The 17084-nt window shown below is 33.6% G+C and carries 18 protein-coding genes and 1 tRNA gene; 11 read left to right on the forward strand and 8 right to left on the reverse strand.

Going from position 1 to position 17084, the window contains the following annotated elements:
- The first annotated feature begins 179 nt into the window (after positions 1 to 179).
- The 11 genes from rplM to R3L15_RS11795 all read left to right on the forward strand — a co-directional run bounded on the left by rplM (position 180) and on the right by R3L15_RS11795 (position 11747).
- Entirely contained in the window at positions 180 to 635 is a 456-nt protein-coding gene (gene rplM, locus R3L15_RS11745; RefSeq protein ID WP_338731891.1) for a 50S ribosomal protein L13, read from the forward strand.
- Positions 635 to 1021, forward strand: a complete 387-nt coding sequence (rpsI, locus tag R3L15_RS11750; protein ID WP_125467779.1) for a 30S ribosomal protein S9 — start codon at positions 635 to 637, stop codon at positions 1019 to 1021. The genes rplM and rpsI overlap by 1 nt, the downstream gene beginning before the upstream one ends.
- Positions 1022 to 1160: 139 nt before the next feature.
- Complete coding sequence (rpsB, locus tag R3L15_RS11755) at positions 1161 to 1925, forward strand: 30S ribosomal protein S2 (protein ID WP_125467778.1); 765 nt, start codon at positions 1161 to 1163, stop codon at positions 1923 to 1925.
- 99 nt (positions 1926 to 2024) lie between these two features.
- A complete protein-coding gene (tsf, locus tag R3L15_RS11760; RefSeq protein WP_338731892.1) occupies positions 2025 to 2846 on the forward strand; it encodes a translation elongation factor Ts in 822 nt (273 codons plus the stop codon).
- Positions 2847 to 2978: 132 nt separating this feature from the next.
- Positions 2979 to 3686 (forward strand): UMP kinase, encoded by a 708-nt coding sequence (pyrH, locus tag R3L15_RS11765; protein WP_125467776.1) that lies wholly within the window; start codon positions 2979 to 2981, stop codon positions 3684 to 3686.
- A gap of 69 nt (positions 3687 to 3755) precedes the next feature.
- Positions 3756 to 4310: a ribosome recycling factor gene (frr, locus tag R3L15_RS11770; RefSeq protein WP_338731894.1), complete on the forward strand. Its 555-nt coding sequence runs from the start codon at positions 3756 to 3758 to the stop codon at positions 4308 to 4310.
- Between the two features lie 47 nt (positions 4311 to 4357).
- Positions 4358 to 5635, forward strand: a complete 1278-nt coding sequence (locus R3L15_RS11775; protein WP_338731896.1) for a hypothetical protein — start codon at positions 4358 to 4360, stop codon at positions 5633 to 5635.
- Positions 5636 to 5694: 59 nt separating this feature from the next.
- Positions 5695 to 8109 carry an efflux RND transporter permease subunit gene (locus tag R3L15_RS11780; protein ID WP_338731898.1) on the forward strand — a complete coding sequence of 805 codons (2415 nt, stop codon included), beginning with the start codon at positions 5695 to 5697 and terminating at the stop codon, positions 8107 to 8109.
- 42 nt (positions 8110 to 8151) lie between these two features.
- On the forward strand, positions 8152 to 9585 hold the full coding sequence (gene asnS / locus R3L15_RS11785) for an asparagine--tRNA ligase (RefSeq protein WP_338731899.1): 1434 nt from the start codon (positions 8152 to 8154) through the stop codon (positions 9583 to 9585).
- Between the two features lie 96 nt (positions 9586 to 9681).
- Entirely contained in the window at positions 9682 to 11142 is a 1461-nt protein-coding gene (rpoN, locus tag R3L15_RS11790) for an RNA polymerase factor sigma-54 (RefSeq protein WP_338731900.1), read from the forward strand.
- Entirely contained in the window at positions 11139 to 11747 is a 609-nt protein-coding gene (locus tag R3L15_RS11795) for a hypothetical protein (protein ID WP_338731901.1), read from the forward strand. Before rpoN ends, R3L15_RS11795 begins: the two co-directional genes overlap by 4 nt.
- On the opposite strand, the gene R3L15_RS11800 is transcribed toward R3L15_RS11795, so the two are convergent.
- The 8 genes from R3L15_RS11800 to R3L15_RS11835 form a co-directional block, all read right to left on the reverse strand.
- Complete coding sequence (locus R3L15_RS11800) at positions 11742 to 12455, reverse strand: porin family protein (protein WP_338731902.1); 714 nt, start codon at positions 12453 to 12455, stop codon at positions 11742 to 11744. The genes R3L15_RS11795 and R3L15_RS11800 overlap by 6 nt on opposite strands.
- Positions 12456 to 12533: 78 nt before the next feature.
- Positions 12534 to 13019, reverse strand: a complete 486-nt coding sequence (locus tag R3L15_RS11805; protein ID WP_125467768.1) for a biopolymer transporter ExbD — start codon at positions 13017 to 13019, stop codon at positions 12534 to 12536.
- A gap of 13 nt (positions 13020 to 13032) precedes the next feature.
- Positions 13033 to 13668, reverse strand: coding sequence for a biopolymer transporter ExbD (locus R3L15_RS11810; RefSeq protein WP_338731903.1), 636 nt, complete (start codon positions 13666 to 13668; stop codon positions 13033 to 13035).
- A gap of 9 nt (positions 13669 to 13677) precedes the next feature.
- On the reverse strand, positions 13678 to 14130 hold the full coding sequence (locus R3L15_RS11815; RefSeq protein ID WP_338731905.1) for a hypothetical protein: 453 nt from the start codon (positions 14128 to 14130) through the stop codon (positions 13678 to 13680).
- Positions 14131 to 14153: 23 nt separating this feature from the next.
- Positions 14154 to 14930, reverse strand: a complete 777-nt coding sequence (locus tag R3L15_RS11820; RefSeq protein ID WP_338731906.1) for a MotA/TolQ/ExbB proton channel family protein — start codon at positions 14928 to 14930, stop codon at positions 14154 to 14156.
- A 75-nt stretch (positions 14931 to 15005) separates the two neighbouring features.
- A tRNA-Ser gene (locus tag R3L15_RS11825) sits at positions 15006 to 15093 on the reverse strand.
- Between the two features lie 80 nt (positions 15094 to 15173).
- Entirely contained in the window at positions 15174 to 16202 is a 1029-nt protein-coding gene (locus tag R3L15_RS11830; RefSeq protein WP_338731908.1) for an asparaginase, read from the reverse strand.
- A gap of 3 nt (positions 16203 to 16205) precedes the next feature.
- Positions 16206 to 16973 (reverse strand): TatD family hydrolase, encoded by a 768-nt coding sequence (locus tag R3L15_RS11835; RefSeq protein ID WP_338731909.1) that lies wholly within the window; start codon positions 16971 to 16973, stop codon positions 16206 to 16208.
- Positions 16974 to 17084 lie beyond the last annotated feature (111 nt).

Genomic DNA, 17084 nt, shown 5'->3' on the forward strand with positions numbered 1-17084 from the left:
AGATTTTAAAATACAAAAACGATTCCAAAGTAGAAATTAGTCTAATTTAGATTATTTTTTTACTATAAAACCCTATACCACTTAAAAATAACGCAGAGTATTTGGTAATCAAATAGATTATCGTAAATTTGCAAACTCTTTTTTAAGAGAGGAATGTTTAATAATTAAATTTAAAAAGTGTGGACACATTAAGCTACAAAACCGTTTCGGCAAACAAAACCACTGTAAATAAAGAGTGGGTTTTAGTTGATGCTGAAGGGCAGACTTTAGGTCGCTTAGCTTCAAAAGTTGCAAAACTTTTAAGAGGTAAGCACAAACCTAACTTTACACCACACGTTGATTGTGGCGATAACGTAATTGTTATCAATGCTGAAAAAATCAACTTAACTGGAAACAAATGGGACGAGAAAACTTACATCCGTCACACAGGTTATCCAGGTGGGCAAAGAAGTTTAACTGCCAACGAACTATTCTCTAAAGATCCAGCGAGATTAGTCGAAAAATCAGTAAAAGGCATGTTACCTAAAAACAAATTAGGAGCAAACCTTTTTAGAAATTTAAACGTTTATGTAGGTGCTGAGCACGATCACGACGCTCAAAAGCCTAAAACAATTAACTTAAACGAATTTAACTAATGGAAGTAATTCACAAAATTGGTCGTAGAAAAACGGCTGTTGCTCGTGTATATGTTGCTCCTGGAAAAGGAAACATCACAGTAAACAAAAAAGAATTAAATACTTACTTCCCAACTGCAACATTACAGTACAAAGTAAATCAACCGTTAGCAATGACTGACAACCAAGATAACTTTGACGTATCTGTAAATGTAATTGGTGGTGGTATTACAGGTCAAGCTGAAGCTGTTCGTTTAGCTTTATCTCGCGCAATGTGCGAATTAAACGAAGAAAACAGAAGCATTTTAAAGCCTGAAGGTTTATTAACAAGAGACCCAAGAATGGTAGAGCGTAAGAAATTCGGTCAGAAGAAAGCGCGTAAGAAATTCCAGTTCTCTAAACGTTAATATTTTAAACAAAATTTTAATCCGTTATTGTTGTCCATGGCCTATTAGGCTAGGATTTAGTTTAGCATCTAAATGTTTAAGGCCGTTACAAACGCCACTTAAATATTGCTAATTCAACAGAACGTAAACTATTACAAAAATGGCAAAAGCAGAAGTAAAAGAGTTATTAGAAGCTGGTGTACACTTTGGTCACCTAACTCGAAAATGGGATCCAAACATGGCTCCTTATGTATATATGGAGCGTAATGGCATCCATATTATCAACCTCTACAAAACAGCAGCTAAGATAGAAGAAGCTAGCGCAGCATTAAGCAAAATCGCAGCTTCAGGACGCAAAATCTTATTCGTTGCTACAAAAAAACAAGCAAAAGATATTGTTGCCGATAAAGCAGGTAACATTAACATGCCTTACATCACAGAAAGATGGCCAGGTGGTATGTTAACAAACTTTGTAACCATTAGAAAAGCAGTTAAGAAAATGGCTGCCATCGATAGAATGAAAAAAGATGGCACCTTCAACTCTCTTTCTAAAAAGGAGCGTTTACAAGTAGATCGTCAACGTGCTAAATTAGAAAAGAACCTTGGTTCTATTAGCGACATGACGCGTTTACCAGGCGCACTGTTTGTAGTGGATATTAAACGTGAACACATTGCAATTAAAGAAGCACAAAAATTAAACATTCCAATTTTTGCTATGGTAGATACCAACTCTGACCCACGTCAAGTTGATTATGTTATCCCAGCAAATGACGATGCTTCTAAATCTATTGAGAAAATATTATCGCATGTAACCGATGCAGTTGCTAACGGTCTTCAAGAGCGTAAAGCTGAAAAAGAAGCCGCTAAAGCTGCTCCTAAAAAAGCCGCACCTAAGAAAAAAGCTGCTGCTGAAGAGGAAGAATAAACTAAACATAATATTTACTTAACACATTAAAAGTCGTTCAGTTTGTTTCTTAACAGAGTAAATTAAACGACTTTTTTTTAATATTTTTAAACACACATTATGACAAAAATAACAGCCGCAGAGGTTAATAAATTAAGAAAAGCTACCGGTGCTGGAATGATGGATTGTAAAAAAGCATTGGTTGAAGCAGAAGGCGATTTTGATACAGCTATTGAAATTCTACGTAAAAAAGGACAAAAAGTAGCTGCAAAAAGAGCCGATAGAGAATCTACAGAAGGAGCCGCAATTGCAAAAGTAAATGCAGACAATAATACTGGTGTAGCTATTGTTTTAGGTTGCGAAACTGACTTCGTTGGTAAAAACGAAAACTTTGTAGCATTAGCTAACAAATTAGCCGATTTAGCATTAACAGTATCTTCTAAAGAAGAATTATTAGCAGCCGATTTTGATGGCATGCCTGTTTCTGAAAAATTAGTTGAACAAACTGGTGTTATTGGAGAAAAGATTGACATTAACGCATTTGAGAAAATCGAAGCGCCATTCGTAGGATCTTACATCCACGCTGGAAACAAAATTGCAACTTTAGTTGGTTTATCTGCTAACGTAGAAGGCGCTGATGTTGCTGCTAAAGATGTTGCTATGCAAGCTGCAGCAATGAATCCAATTGCACTTAACGAAGAAGGTGTTGACGCTTCAGTTATCGAAAAAGAAATTGAAATTGCTAAAGATCAATTACGTGCTGAAGGTAAACCAGAAGAAATGTTAGATAATATTGCTAAAGGTAAAATTAAGCGTTTCTTTAAAGATAATACGTTAGTAAATCAAGCGTTTATTAAAGACAGCAAACAAAGTGTTGCGCAATATGTTAAAACTTACGGAGATGTTACCGTAACATCTTTTAAAAGAGTAGCTTTAGGATAAACTAAAGTTTAAACAATATATTTAAAAAAGCCTTGGTATGATACCAAGGCTTTTTTTATGACTTAAAAGCATGAAACACCATAAGGAAAACACAAAATTTTATGTAGTTTTGCTAAACTTTCTATCAGAGTCATGAAATATAACAGAATTTTATTAAAACTATCTGGCGAAGCCCTAATGGGAAACCGCCAATATGGTATAGATCCAGAACGCTTAGCCGAATATGCTAAAGACATAAAAACTATTACAGATAAAGGCGTAGAAGTTGCCATTGTTATTGGTGGCGGAAATATCTTTAGAGGGGTTGCTGGAGCTAGTAACGGCATGGATCGCGTACAAGGAGACCACATGGGCATGCTAGCCACAGTAATAAACGGCTTAGCCTTGCAAAGTGCTTTAGAAGATGCTGGGGTACCTACACGCTTACAATCTGCTGTTAAAATTAACGAAGTTGCAGAACCTTTTATTAGAAGAAAAGCTATGCGTCATCTAGAAAAAGGCCGTGTTGTTATTTTTGGTGGCGGCACAGGAAATCCTTATTTTACAACAGATTCTGCTGCGGTATTACGTGCCATAGAAATTGAAGCAGATGTAATTTTAAAAGGCACTCGTGTAGATGGTATTTATAATGCCGATCCAGAGAAAGACGAAAAAGCTGTAAAGTTTGATCATATCTCTTTTGATGACGTGTTAAGAAAAGGCTTAAAAGTTATGGACACAACTGCTTTTACACTTAGCCAAGAAAACCAATTACCTATAATTGTTTTTGATATGAATAAAAAAGGAAACTTACTAAAGGTGGTTTCTGGTGAAAAAATAGGAACAAAAGTTAACTTGTAATTAAAATTTAAAATATTTTTGGTTTACTTTTTGAGGTAACTTTTTTATTAAACTAAACTTTTTTTGATTATGAACGAAGATATTGATTTTATATTAAGCTCCACTAAGGACTCCATGGCTCACGCGCTACAACACCTTGAAAAGCAATTATTAAACATTCGTGCTGGAAAAGCTAGTCCTAGCATGTTAGGAAGTGTTATGGTAGATTATTATGGTTCTCAAACACCGCTAAACCAAGTAGCCAATGTTAACACGCCAGATGGTAGAACTATTTCGGTGCAACCATGGGAAAAGAACATGCTACAAGAAATAGAAAGAGGTATTATGCTTGCCAACTTAGGATTTAACCCTATGAATAATGGCGACATGATTATTATAAACGTTCCGCCACTTACCGAAGAACGTAGAAAAGATTTAGCTAAACAGGCAAAATCTGAAGCTGAAGATGCTAAAGTAAGTATACGAAATGCCCGAAAAGATGCTAATAACGAATTAAAAAAGTTAGACATCTCTGAAGATCTTCTTAAAAATGCTGAAATTGATGTTCAAGGAATGACAGATGATTATGTTAAAAAAACCGACGAGATTTTAAGCGTTAAAGAAAAAGAAATTATGACTGTATAAAATGAAGGCAACGAATTATCGTTGCCTTTATTCATATTAAAAACTTCATGCCAAAACACTGTGCCATTAGCTTATTTTTTGTGCTATGTTCCTTTTATGCACAGTCTCAAAACCCTAAAAACGACTCTGTAACCGTTGCTAACGACTCTATTAAAAAAGCTGCTTTTATAAAAAGTCTTACTAATGGATATTTCCCTACAAAATATTTCAATTTCGATTTAAAATATTTAATAAAATACAATCAGTATGAAAGCTTTAGACCTGGTTTAGGAGGCGAAACTAACAAAGCGTTTTCTAAAAAATATAAAATTGCAGCTTACGGTGCTTACGGTTTTAAGGACAAAGAATTTAAATATGGGATAAGTGGTGGTGTTAGAATTATTCCAAATACAAATACCTGGATAAATGTTTCTTACACCGATGATCTTTTAGAAACAGGGAGTTCTAACTTTTTAACCGATAAAAGGTTTTTTCAAATATTTCAACCTAGACTGCTTAATATTGATTTGTTTCATAGACATGTAACAAGAGCGCTATCTTTTAGTCATCAAATATCTCCTAAGTTTTTATCAGAAATACAATTTGCTTTAAGCGACATAGACCCAACTTATAATTACCAATATTTTTATAACAATAAGCTATACAGCAATTTTAATTTATCTACTACAACATTATCGTTTCAATGGAGTCCTTTTAGTGTTTACGAGTCTATTAATGATGTTATAAGAGAAACAAAAAATGGGTTTCCTAAATTCACCTTACAGTTTACACAAAGTTATCGTAATCTTTTTGATAGTGATTTTAGTTTTTCTAAGGTCGATTTTAGAACTATTCACCAAATAAATTATAACGATAAAGCATCTAAATCTGAAATTGTTTTAAGATCAGGTTTAGCATTAGGCAATACGCCCTTAACACATTTATACCACGCCTACCCTAATAACATTAACAAAGAAACTATTCTGCAACGGTTTTCAGTTGCAGGTTTATACAGTTTTGAAACCATGTACTTTAATGAGTTTTTCTCAGACAGGTATGCTACTTTACAAGTAAAACATTTTTTTAAACCCTTTAATATCTCACAACGCTATAAACCACAACTAGTGTTAATTACAAGATTTGCACTTGGGAGTATGAACCACATATCTAGACACCAAAATGTTAGCTTTAACACTTTAGACAAAGGCTATACCGAATCGAGTATTGAAATTAATAAATTGTTATTTGGTTTTGGGTTAAGTGGCTCTTACCGTTATGGTGCTTATCATCTTCCTAAGCTAGAAGATAACATAGCTGTTAAGTTTACATTTAACATTACTTTATAGTTAAATTAATCTTTGTAATCACTAGGTTTTTCCTAACTTTGCGGCTCTTTTATTAGAATATGTTTAAACTACTTACTAGAGGGTTTTGGGATGGTATAGCTAGAGTTATTTTACGAAATAAAATAGTTATACTAACACTGGTTTTATTGGCAACTATTTTCTTTAGTTACCAATGGAAGAATATGCGTTTTACCTACACCGAGGCTAATTTGCTTCCAGACGATCATCCTATAAATTTAGTTTACAACGATTTTCTTGATAAATTTGGTGAAGAAGGAAACCTTATAGTTCTTGGTGTAAAAGATTCAGCCTTATTTACTATTGACAACTTAAATACCTGGAATAAGTTATCAGATAAATTAAAGAACTTTAACGAAGTTACTTCTGTTATATCTATAAAAGATTTACAAAAGCTTACCAAAAATAACCAAGAACAAAAATTTGGTCTTGAGCCTTTTATAAAAGGCGACATACAGTCGTTAAGTGAAATAGACACCTTAAAACAGGAACTTTTTTCACAATACCCTTTTTACGACAACTTTCTATTTAACAGCGAAACGCAAACTGTAAGGACGGCTATTTACATTAAAAAAGATATTGTAAATACCCCAGCTAGAAAAGCCTTTGTATTCGATCATCTGCAACCAGAAATTGACGCCTTTGAAGTGAAGACTGGTTTAGATGTTAGAGTCTCTGGAATGCCTTACATAAGAACGCTAAATGCCCAAAACATTATAGATGAAATAGGAAAATTTATTGGTCTTGCTCTAGCAGTAACATCGTTAATATTCTTTTTCTTTTTTAGGTCTTTTAGAGCCACATTTATTTCCATGTTAGTGGTTTGTATTGGGGTTATGTGGACCTTTGGTATAATTGGATTATTAAATTATGAAATAACTGTACTTACAGCTTTAATACCGCCATTAATTATTGTTATAGGTATTCCTAACTGTATTTTCTTAATTAATAAATATCAACACGAAGTAAAATTACACGGAAATAAGGTAAAATCGTTACAACGCGTTATTACCAAAATAGGTAATGCCACATTAATGACCAATGTAACTACGGCTTCAGGTTTTGCAACCTTTATTTTAACCGAAAGTCAGTTATTAAAAGAGTTTGGTATTGTAGCTTCTCTAAGCATTATAGCTATTTTCATACTTTGCTTACTCATTATTCCTATAATCTATACCTTTTTACCACATCCTAAAGACAGACATTTAGAACATTTAAACAAGCGTTGGATTGGTGGTTTTGTTGATTGGATGGAACGCATGGTAAAACACAAGCGTATTACCATTTACATTACATCTTTAATTTTACTTGTAGGAAGTATTATTGGTATTTATCAAATACGTATTTCTGGGAGTTTAATCGAAGATATGTCTAAAGAAGCGCAATTCTTTAAAGACATACGCTTTTTCGAGAAAGAGTTTAATGGCATTATGCCTGTAGAGATTTTAGTCGATACAAAACGTAAAAAAGGGGTTATGAAATTAAGCACCTTAAAACGTATGAATGAGCTAGAAGACGTTATAAACGAAATTCCAGAGCTTTCAAGACCTGTGTCGGTAGTAAGTTTAGTAAAATACTCCAAGCAAGCCTATTACAACGACAACCCTAAATACTATCAATTACCAACATCTCAAGAACGTAGTTTTATTTTAAGCTATGTTAAAAACTCCTCTTCCAATGTAGAGTTATTACAAAATTTTGTAGATAGCACTGGACAATATGCACGTATTACAACCTTTATGAAGGATATTGGAACCGATAGAATGGAACGTATTGAAGAAACCCTTCAAGAAAAAATAAATAAAGTATTTCCTAAAGAACGTTACTACGTTACTATTACCGGAAAAGCATTAGTGTTTCAAAAAGGGACAAAATATTTAGTTAAAAACTTAGCTATTTCACTATCCTTAGCCATTTTACTCATTTCATTGTTTATGGCGTATATGTTCCGTTCCTTTAGAATGATTATCATTTCGCTTGTCCCAAACATTTTACCATTAGTTATTACCGCTGGATTAATGGGCTTTGTTGGTGTGCCAATAAAACCCTCAACCATTTTGGTATTTAGTATTGCTTTTGGTATTTCGGTAGACGACACCATCCACTTTTTGGCCAAGTATAGACAAGAATTACAATCCAATCATTGGAAAATACGCAAATCGGTTTATGCAGCCTTAAAAGAAACTGGTGTAAGCATGTTTTATACCTCTATTGTGTTGTTTTTTGGGTTTTCAGTATTTACCGTTTCCGATTTTGGCGGAACAGTTGCTTTAGGCGCTTTAGTATCTGCCACGCTGTTATTTGCTATGTTATCTAACTTACTTCTATTACCATCTTTATTATTGTCGTTAGAACGTAATATTGCCAATAAAGAAGTCCTTAGAAAGCCAGCGATTAACATAATTCCTGATGATCAGGATGACGATGAAGACATACAAAATAAAGATACTTTATAAAACGTATTGAAAGACTTATCTTTGAACTTATAAAATTTAACTATGACATCTTATACAGTTGCAGAATTATTAACACAAGAACCTACACTTCAACCCATAGAAATTAAAGGTTGGGTTAGAACGTTTAGAGCAAATCGTTTTGTTGCTTTAAACGACGGATCTACTTTAAAAAACATACAGTGTGTAGTTGATTTTGAAAATACCGATGAAGCTTTATTAAAACGCATTACAACAGGTGCGGCGGCTCATATAAAAGGAGAATTAGTAGAAAGTCAAGGAAAAGGACAAAAGGTAGAAATTACCGTTACTGAAATTGAGATTTTAGGCGATTCAGATTCTGAAACCTACCCTATTCAACCAAAAAAACACTCTTTCGAATTCTTAAGAGATAACGCCCATTTACGCACAAGAACCAACACGTTTAGTGCTATTATGCGTTTACGCTCGTCGTTATCGTTTGCTATTCATAAATATTTCAACGAAAATGGCTTTTATTATATGCATACGCCAATTATTACAGGAAGCGATGCCGAAGGTGCCGGAGAAATGTTTAGAGTCACTAATTTAGATGATAAAAACCCACCGTTAAACGACCAAGGCGATGTAGATTACAAAGAAGATTTCTTTGGCAGAGAAACAAACCTCACTGTTTCAGGACAATTAGAAGCCGAAACGTATGCCATGTCTTTAGGAAAAGTATATACGTTTGGCCCAACATTTAGAGCAGAAAACTCCAATACATCACGCCATTTAGCAGAATTTTGGATGATTGAACCAGAAGTTGCCTTTATGGATTTAGATGGAAACATGGACCTAGCAGAAGACTTTATGAAATCGGTTTTAGGACATGTTTTAAAAAACAATATGGAAGACCTTGAGTTTTTAGAAAAACGTTTACTAGACGAGGAAAAAACAAAACCTCAAGCCCAACGTAGTTCCATGTCTTTAATTGAAAAACTAAGGTTTGTTGTAGATAACAATTTTAAACGCGTAAGTTACACCGAAGCTATCGATATTCTACGCAACTCTAAACCCAACAAAAAGAAAAAGTTTAACTATGTAATAGAAGAATGGGGTGCCGACTTACAAAGTGAGCACGAACGCTATTTAGTAGAAAAACACTTTAAGTGTCCCGTAATTTTATTTGATTACCCAGCCAATATTAAAGCCTTTTACATGCGCTTAAACGACGATGGTAAAACCGTTCGCGCAATGGATATTTTATTTCCTGGTATTGGCGAGATTGTTGGTGGTGCCCAACGTGAAGAACGTTTAGAGGTTTTAAAAGAAAAAATGAACGCCTTAGATATTGACGAAAAAGAACTTTGGTGGTATCTCGATTTACGTAAATACGGTACCGCTGTTCACTCTGGATTTGGGCTTGGTTTCGAGCGTTTAGTTATGTTTGCTACGGGTATGACCAATATTAGAGATGTTATACCATTTCCAAGAACACCTCAAAATGCCGAATTCTAATAAAAAACACACATAAAAAATTCAATAAAACAATCTATGTTTACGTATAAAATATAGATTGTTTTTTTTTAAATTTATTGAAACCTTTTATTACACATGCTCAAACAACATTTACAGTTTAAATTATCGCAAAAATTGTCGCCGCAACAAATTCAGTTAATGAAACTGATACAGTTGCCAACACAAGCATTTGAGCAACGCCTTAAGCAAGAACTAGAAGAAAATCCTGCCTTAGAAAGTGGTAAAGAACAAACCAAGGAAGAGTTTGACGATGTTTTTGAAGACACTCAAGACGATTTTTCAGATAACGAAGAAATAAATGCCGAAGATATTAATGTAGATGAGTATTTAAGCGACGATGAAATTCCTGATTATAGAACACGCTCCAAAAACTACAGTAGTGACGATGAAGAAAAAAATGTACCTTATGCCGCTGGCACATCGTTTACACAGCATTTAAAAAATCAGCTCAACACCTTTAGGCTTAATGATGAAGAGCGTGGCATTGCCGAGTTTTTAGTAGGCAGTGTTGATGAAAGCGGTTATGTAAGACGTCCTTTAAGTGATATTGTAGACGATCTAGCCTTTACGCAGAATGTTTACACCGATGAAACTACAGTGGAAAGCGTCTTAAAAAAAGTGCATCAACTAGATCCCGCAGGAGTTGGCGCAAGAGATTTACAAGAGTGTTTAAGCATTCAATTACATCGAAAAGAGAAAACAAAAGCTATTGAATTAGCTATTAATATTATTGATAATGCTTTTGAGCAATTCACAAAAAAGCACTACAAAAAATTATTACAAAAATTCGATATAGATGAAGAACAGCTTAAAGATGCTATTCATGAGGTTGAGCGTTTAAACCCTAAACCTGGTGGTTCTTACTCTGGGAATAATAGAATTGTCGAGCATGTTGTTCCAGATTTTGCTATAAAAATTGTAGATGGTGAATTAGAACTTACCTTAAATGGTAGAAATGCACCAGAACTCCATGTTTCTAACGAATATAGCAACATGCTTAAAGGCTATAAAGCTTCTAAAGACAAATCTAAATCTCAAAAAGATGCTGTACTCTTTATTAAGCAAAAGCTAGATGCCGCCAAATGGTTTATTGAAGCAATAAAACAACGTCAACAAACCTTATTTGTAACCATGAGTGCTATTATGCACTACCAAAAAGAATACTTCCTTACAGGCGATGAACGCAATTTAAAACCTATGATTTTAAAAGATATTGCCGATGAAATTGACATGGATGTTTCTACAGTATCGCGTGTAGCCAACAGTAAATATGTTGATACGCCTTATGGCACAAAGCTAATTAAAGAGTTCTTTTCTGAGTCTATGAAAAATGATCAAGGAGAAGATGTTTCAACTAGAGAAATTAAAAAAATTCTAGAAACTGTTATCGAAAAAGAAAATAAGAGAAAACCATACACCGACGAGGCTTTATCTAAAATATTAAAAGAGAAAGGTTACCCAATTGCTAGACGAACAGTTGCTAAATATAGAGAGCAATTAGATATTCCAGTAGCTCGACTACGCAAAAAAATATGATACATCATATTTTAAAAAGCATATCATTTATATTTCACCCTATTATTATGCCATTGTTAGGGGTTCTTTTTTATTTTTCTAAAACCAGACGGTTTATACCCGAGGAGATTATTTATGCTAAACTAGTCTCTATTTCTATTTTAACGGTATTACTTCCTATTTTACTTTTTTTTCTACTTAAAACATTAAATAAAGCCGAAAGTATTTACTTAAAAAACGTGAAGGAGCGTGTTATTCCGTTGTGTTTAAATTGTATTATAGTGCTCCTTATTATAAACCGCGTGCTTCCTATTTCTGAGATTGTTGAGCTCTATTACTTTTTTCTTGGAATATTAATATCAACTATTACTTGTTTAATTTTAGCGTTCTTTCAGTTTAAAGCAAGTATACATATGATGGGATTAGCCGGCATAACAATGTTTTTCTTTGCTTTAAGCCTCTATTTTAGCATTAATATAAATGGCACACTTGCGTTACTTGCCATTATTACAGGAGCTGTTGCAACATCAAGGTTGCATTTAAAAGCACATACCTTTCCAGAGTTATTGGTTGGCCTTTTTATTGGTTTTATGCCGCAGTTATTACTCCTTAACTATTGGTTATAAAATGTAAAATATTAAACCTATTCTAATTTCGTTAATATCAATCGTATTGCCATTTACTCTAGCCTGCTTTTCAAACAATGGTGTTAAAGCATAATAAATATGAAAGTTCCAGGTGTTATAACCAAACCCTAGCGTAGCACCATATTGAAATTTATTAAACCCATCTATATTATCGACAGTAATTTTTCCTAAGCTTCCTTTATATTTAGCGGCATTATAGAGTGAATATCCCAATTTTATGCCACTGTAAATACGCCAAAATTTGTAACTATCGGCAGTAGAACTTCGCCATCTAAACTCAAGAGGAACTTCTACTAAATAATTGATTAACCTGTTTTTGGTGTAGCTAACATTGTCTAGATTATTTAGCTTTTCAAATGTATAAGTGCTAGATTCATCCTTGTTAATAAGCAGGTTATGATTAAAACTACTTCTAGCTAGGCCTAAACCTAATCCAATGGCTAGGTTTCTTCTTTTATTAATAGGCATATCTTTTATAAAACCTAAATGAAACCCACTTGAAAAACCCGTTTGAGAAACATCACTCGGCTTATTTGCCATAAGGTTATATGTAACTGCAAAATAGAATTGATCTTCTTTATAACGCTTATCTAAAGACTCTGTTGAATCTAAAACTACATTGTTATCTTGCGAAAAACAAACACAAGTTATAAAACAACATATAGTAAAAAGACAAATAGATTTCATAGACATACAAGCTGAATATAAATAAAGGCGTGATGATTTCTCAAAACGCCTTTACTTTTATAAAATTAAGATTATAAACTAATCCTTTAAACCAGCTAAAGCATCACCTTTTCTGGTTGTATAATTTATTTTTAGAGCATTTACTTTACGTAACTCTTGTTTAATATCGGTAACAATACCCATATTGGCATCACTATCTACTTTTAAAGATGTGGTAAGAAAAGGAACTAGCTCTTCTCTTTTTGATGCGCGTTCTGCTTGAATAAAAGCAGCGATATCGTCAACATCGGCAAATTTATCATTTAACTGAATTCTTGCCTCTGTACCATATTTACTTTGGTAGTTGCTACTAGGCTTACCAACATATATATACATAACCAAATCTTTTTTATCTAGTTTTTCAACTTGGTCTGCTGCCGGTAAACTGTTTTGCACCTTTAAAGTATTTTGTCTCATTACTGTTGCCACCATAAAGAAGAACAATAGCATGAATACAATATCTGGTAAGGATGCTGTAGAAATCGCAGGTAAATCACCTGATTTTTTCTTTTTAAATTTAGACATATCTCTGTGTTATCTAATTAGACTTTTTAGGCTCTGCCTCAGAGAATTTTTGAGGAATTAATAGTTTTATTTTCTCTAATTTCTCCTTTAATTTATCCTTCTCGCTAGAACTTGTTCGTGGATCGTTATATAGCTTTTCAGCTTCCACAAAACTCATATCTTCGCCAGGAAAATCTCTTTTAAATTCTCTATTTCTTAACTGGTTGTATGCCGCGATAACTTCATTTTGCACAGCAATATAAGTATCGTACTTAGTTGCCCTATCACTTTGTAGTGATACTACTGCTTTTTGAAAATTATCTGAAGACTTAGGGTTTTTACTACCTTTACATCTCTTACAAGCATCTTCACCAGTACCGCCACCATTATCAAGAAACTTAACTGCTTCGGCTCTTAAATCTTCAATATTTAAAAGCTTTTCTTCTCCTCCAGTTTTAAGTAACAGTTCATTATTTCTGTTTACATTAATCTGGAAAATGTTTTTCTCTTTAATGATAACATCTTCTTCTTGCTCTTCCATAGGAGGTAGTTTTCTGCTTAATCCAGAATCTGTTTCTATGGTTGTTGTTACTAAGAAGAAAATTAATAGTAAGAAAGCAATGTCAGCCATTGAGCCTGCATTCACTTCTGGTGCTGATCTTTTTGCCATAATTAATTGTTATCTGTTTATCATTTTTTTAACTCCTGAAAATAACATGGCTCCACCTGCTATTAATACAAGGAAGTAGAACATATATAGTCCTGCTCCTATAAGCTTTGAACCATTTTCAGAAAGCATTTCACCATCGCTTAATGGAGTTTCTACACCATTAGCAAAAGCAAAGTAGCAAATAAGTGCTAACAGCACAAAAGCTCCTAGACTTATTAACGTGTTTTTTAATGTTGCCGTATTCGTGAATAAGTTTTTTAACACGAAAACTACAACTAGACCTATTACTAATAGCATTACAATGTAAGCAATATAGGCTATAGGATCGATAATAGCTGTATCACCTGCTAGGGCATCTGCTTTTATAGTATCGTCCCCTGTAGCAATAAGGCTAATTAGGGCAACAATACCAGCAATACCTAATAGGCCAGCTAATATTTTTAATATCTTATGTAAATTCATAATTGTATTTAGTTAAAAAATTATTACTTCTTATTTCTAATCAATAAGTCCATTAAAGTAATCGAAGCATCTTCCATATCGTTAACGATACTGTCGATTTTAGCAATAATGTAGTTGTAGAAAATTTGAAGAATAATTGCAACGATAAGACCAAATACCGTTGTTAAAAGTGCTACCTTAATACCACCAGCAACAAGTGATGGTTGCATATCTCCAGCAGCTTGAATTTTATCGAAGGCTTTAATCATACCAATTACAGTACCCATAAATCCTAACATTGGTGCAAGTGCGATAAATAAAGAAATCCAAGAAACATTTTTCTCTAATTGTCCCATTTGAACACCACCGTAAGCTACAACAGCTTTTTCGGCAGCTTCGATACCTTCGTCTGTTCTATCTAATCCTTGGTAGAATATAGAAGCAACAGGTCCTTTTGTATCACGACAAACTTCTTTAGCCGCTTCTACACCACCAGACTGTAGTGCGTCTTCAACGTCTTTAGTTAATTTTTTTGTGTTTGTAGTAGAAAGATTTAAAAAGATAATTCTCTCTATAGCGATAGCTAGCCCAAGAATTAAACATAATAAAACGATTCCCATAAAAACAGGACCACCTTCTATAAAACGTTTTTTAAGTTCTTGGTGAAATCCTAAGGTTTCTTCTGCTGCTGCATCGTCTTCAGCGGCATCTTCTTGAATTGTTGCTGCAACTGCGTTTGCAGAGGTTGCGTAAGTAGTTGCATTAGCTGTTCCTAGTGCCATAAAACACATGATGGCAAGGATTGAAAATAATCTTTTCATTGTTCTTGTTCTTAATTTTATTAGTTAAAGTGTTTAAAGATATAAAAAAAATGTGATTATAGAATAAATTAACAGCAGAGAGGAAGGGATTCGAACCCTCGATACGCTTTTGGCGTATACACACTTTCCAGGCGTGCGCCTTCGACCACTCGGCCACCTCTCTGTTTATTTAGTATTATTCTATAATACGACCAAGCAAATAACAAAAAAACTTTTGAAAGGTAAAAATTTTCACAGTTAATTTTATGTCATTTCACCTCTTAAAGAGGTTTCGAATATGGTTTTGAACGTTTTAGAGGAAATTTTTTCTCCTAACATATACATTAATTTTGTTACAGCGGCCTCGGTTGTGATATCTTTTCCAGAAATTACACCTAATGATTTTAACTGAGAACTCGTTTCGTAGCTTCCCATGTTAACACTTCCACCCGAACATTGGGTGACATTTATAACTTGAATACCATTTTTTAAGGCCGTTTTAATTACCTCAACAAACCAATCTTCTGTTGTAGCATTTCCTGCTCCATAGGTTTCTAAAATAATGCCTTTTAATTTAGGATTGTGTACCATACAGTCTAAAACGGCTTTTGATATTCCTGGGAATAACTTTATTAAAGCAATATTGTTATCAAATTGTTTGTGTACAACTAGTTTTTTTCGCGCATTGGGTTTAAATAAATCGTCGTAATTAACGTTTAAATGTACTCCAGATTCTGCTAAATGTGGATAATTTAACGACTCGAAGGCTTCAAAATGTTCGGCATTTATTTTTGTTGTTCTGTTTCCTCTGTATAATTTATATTCAAAATATAGCCCCACTTCTCTAATTACAGGTCTATTTCGTTTTTGTAGCGATGCCATTTGTATAGAGGTGATTAAATTTTCTTTGGCATCTGTTCTTAAATCGCCTATTGGTAATTGCGAGCCTGTTAAAATAACTGGTTTTGATAAGTTTTCTAACATAAAGCTTAATGCTGAAGCGGTGTAACTCATCGTATCGCTGCCATGTAACACAACAAAGCCATCATAAGCATCATAGTGTTCCTCTATTATTTCGGCAATTTGCACCCAATAACTAGGATTCATGTTTGAGGAATCGATAGGTTCATCAAAAGATACTGTAGAAATATTGCAGCTTATTAATTTCAACTCAGGAATACGTTTCAACAGATTATCAAAATTAAAGGCTTTTAAAGCTCCTGTATTAGGATTTTTCACCATACCTATGGTTCCTCCTGTATAGATTAAAAGTATATTAGGTTGCTTATCCATAGGCTATATTTTAAAAATCTCTTTAGAATTTTTAGTAGTAATTTCTGCGATGTCTTCTTGTGAAACACCATATAATTCCGATAGTTTTTCTAAAACCTTTACTACATAGGCGCTTTCATTACGCTTACCGCGATAAGGTGTTGGCGCTAAATAAGGTGAATCGGTTTCTAACACAATATGTTTTAAATCTATTTGATTTATAAATTGATCAATTTTTCCGTTTTTAAACGTCACTACACCTCCAACACCTAGTTTCATATTGTACGATATAGCTTTTTCGGCTTGTTCTATAGTGCCTGTAAAGCAATGAAAAATCCCGTAGAGCTTATCATCTTTTTCGGTTTCTAAAACGTCAAAAATTTCATCGAAAGCTTCGCGACAATGAATAACAATAGGTAAGTTATAGTGTTTAGCTAATTGTATTTGGTGTTTAAACGCTTCTTTTTGTATTTCTAAGGTAGAGGCGTCCCAATACAAATCGATACCAATTTCGCCAACGGCACAAAACTCACGTTTGGCTAATTGCTCTTCAACATGTGCTAGCTCATCTTTATAATTATCTTTTACAGATGTTGGGTGTAACCCCATCATTAAATGTACGTGTTCTTTAAAATTAGCTTCTAACTCGTACATCGCTTTTGTGTAAGTTGAGTCTATAGCAGGAATAAAAAAACGTTGCACACCAAGATTTAAAGCGCGTTGTATCATTTCTGCTCTATCATCATTAAAAGCATCGCTATATAAATGTGTATGGGTATCTGTTATAATCATAAGCACAAAAATATAAAAGTCATTAGCATTGCGGTATGTTTTCGCTTACTATTTCATCACACTAAATACATAGAGCATTTTACCTTAATTTATTATATTACAACCGTTTTC

Source organism: Mangrovimonas cancribranchiae, assembly GCF_037126245.1.
Classification (GTDB): domain Bacteria; phylum Bacteroidota; class Bacteroidia; order Flavobacteriales; family Flavobacteriaceae; genus Mangrovimonas; species Mangrovimonas cancribranchiae.

Bases quoted from the DNA above. Each gene is read 5' to 3' on its own strand.
- rpsI (WP_125467779.1), top strand. From the start codon at position 635: ATGGAAGTAATTCACAAAATTGGTCGTAGAAAAACGGCTGTTGCTCGT.
- rpsB (WP_125467778.1), top strand. From the start codon at position 1,161: ATGGCAAAAGCAGAAGTAAAAGAGTTATTAGAAGCTGGTGTACACTTT.
- tsf (WP_338731892.1), top strand. From the start codon at position 2,025: ATGACAAAAATAACAGCCGCAGAGGTTAATAAATTAAGAAAAGCTACC.
- pyrH (WP_125467776.1), top strand. From the start codon at position 2,979: ATGAAATATAACAGAATTTTATTAAAACTATCTGGCGAAGCCCTAATG.
- frr (WP_338731894.1), top strand. From the start codon at position 3,756: ATGAACGAAGATATTGATTTTATATTAAGCTCCACTAAGGACTCCATG.
- R3L15_RS11775 (WP_338731896.1), top strand. From the start codon at position 4,358: ATGCCAAAACACTGTGCCATTAGCTTATTTTTTGTGCTATGTTCCTTT.
- R3L15_RS11780 (WP_338731898.1), top strand. From the start codon at position 5,695: ATGTTTAAACTACTTACTAGAGGGTTTTGGGATGGTATAGCTAGAGTT.
- asnS (WP_338731899.1), top strand. From the start codon at position 8,152: ATGACATCTTATACAGTTGCAGAATTATTAACACAAGAACCTACACTT.
- rpoN (WP_338731900.1), top strand. From the start codon at position 9,682: ATGCTCAAACAACATTTACAGTTTAAATTATCGCAAAAATTGTCGCCG.
- R3L15_RS11795 (WP_338731901.1), top strand. From the start codon at position 11,139: ATGATACATCATATTTTAAAAAGCATATCATTTATATTTCACCCTATT.
- R3L15_RS11800 (WP_338731902.1), bottom strand. From the start codon at position 12,455: ATGAAATCTATTTGTCTTTTTACTATATGTTGTTTTATAACTTGTGTT.
- R3L15_RS11805 (WP_125467768.1), bottom strand. From the start codon at position 13,019: ATGTCTAAATTTAAAAAGAAAAAATCAGGTGATTTACCTGCGATTTCT.
- R3L15_RS11810 (WP_338731903.1), bottom strand. From the start codon at position 13,668: ATGGCAAAAAGATCAGCACCAGAAGTGAATGCAGGCTCAATGGCTGAC.
- R3L15_RS11815 (WP_338731905.1), bottom strand. From the start codon at position 14,130: ATGAATTTACATAAGATATTAAAAATATTAGCTGGCCTATTAGGTATT.
- R3L15_RS11820 (WP_338731906.1), bottom strand. From the start codon at position 14,930: ATGAAAAGATTATTTTCAATCCTTGCCATCATGTGTTTTATGGCACTA.
- R3L15_RS11830 (WP_338731908.1), bottom strand. From the start codon at position 16,202: ATGGATAAGCAACCTAATATACTTTTAATCTATACAGGAGGAACCATA.
- R3L15_RS11835 (WP_338731909.1), bottom strand. From the start codon at position 16,973: ATGATTATAACAGATACCCATACACATTTATATAGCGATGCTTTTAAT.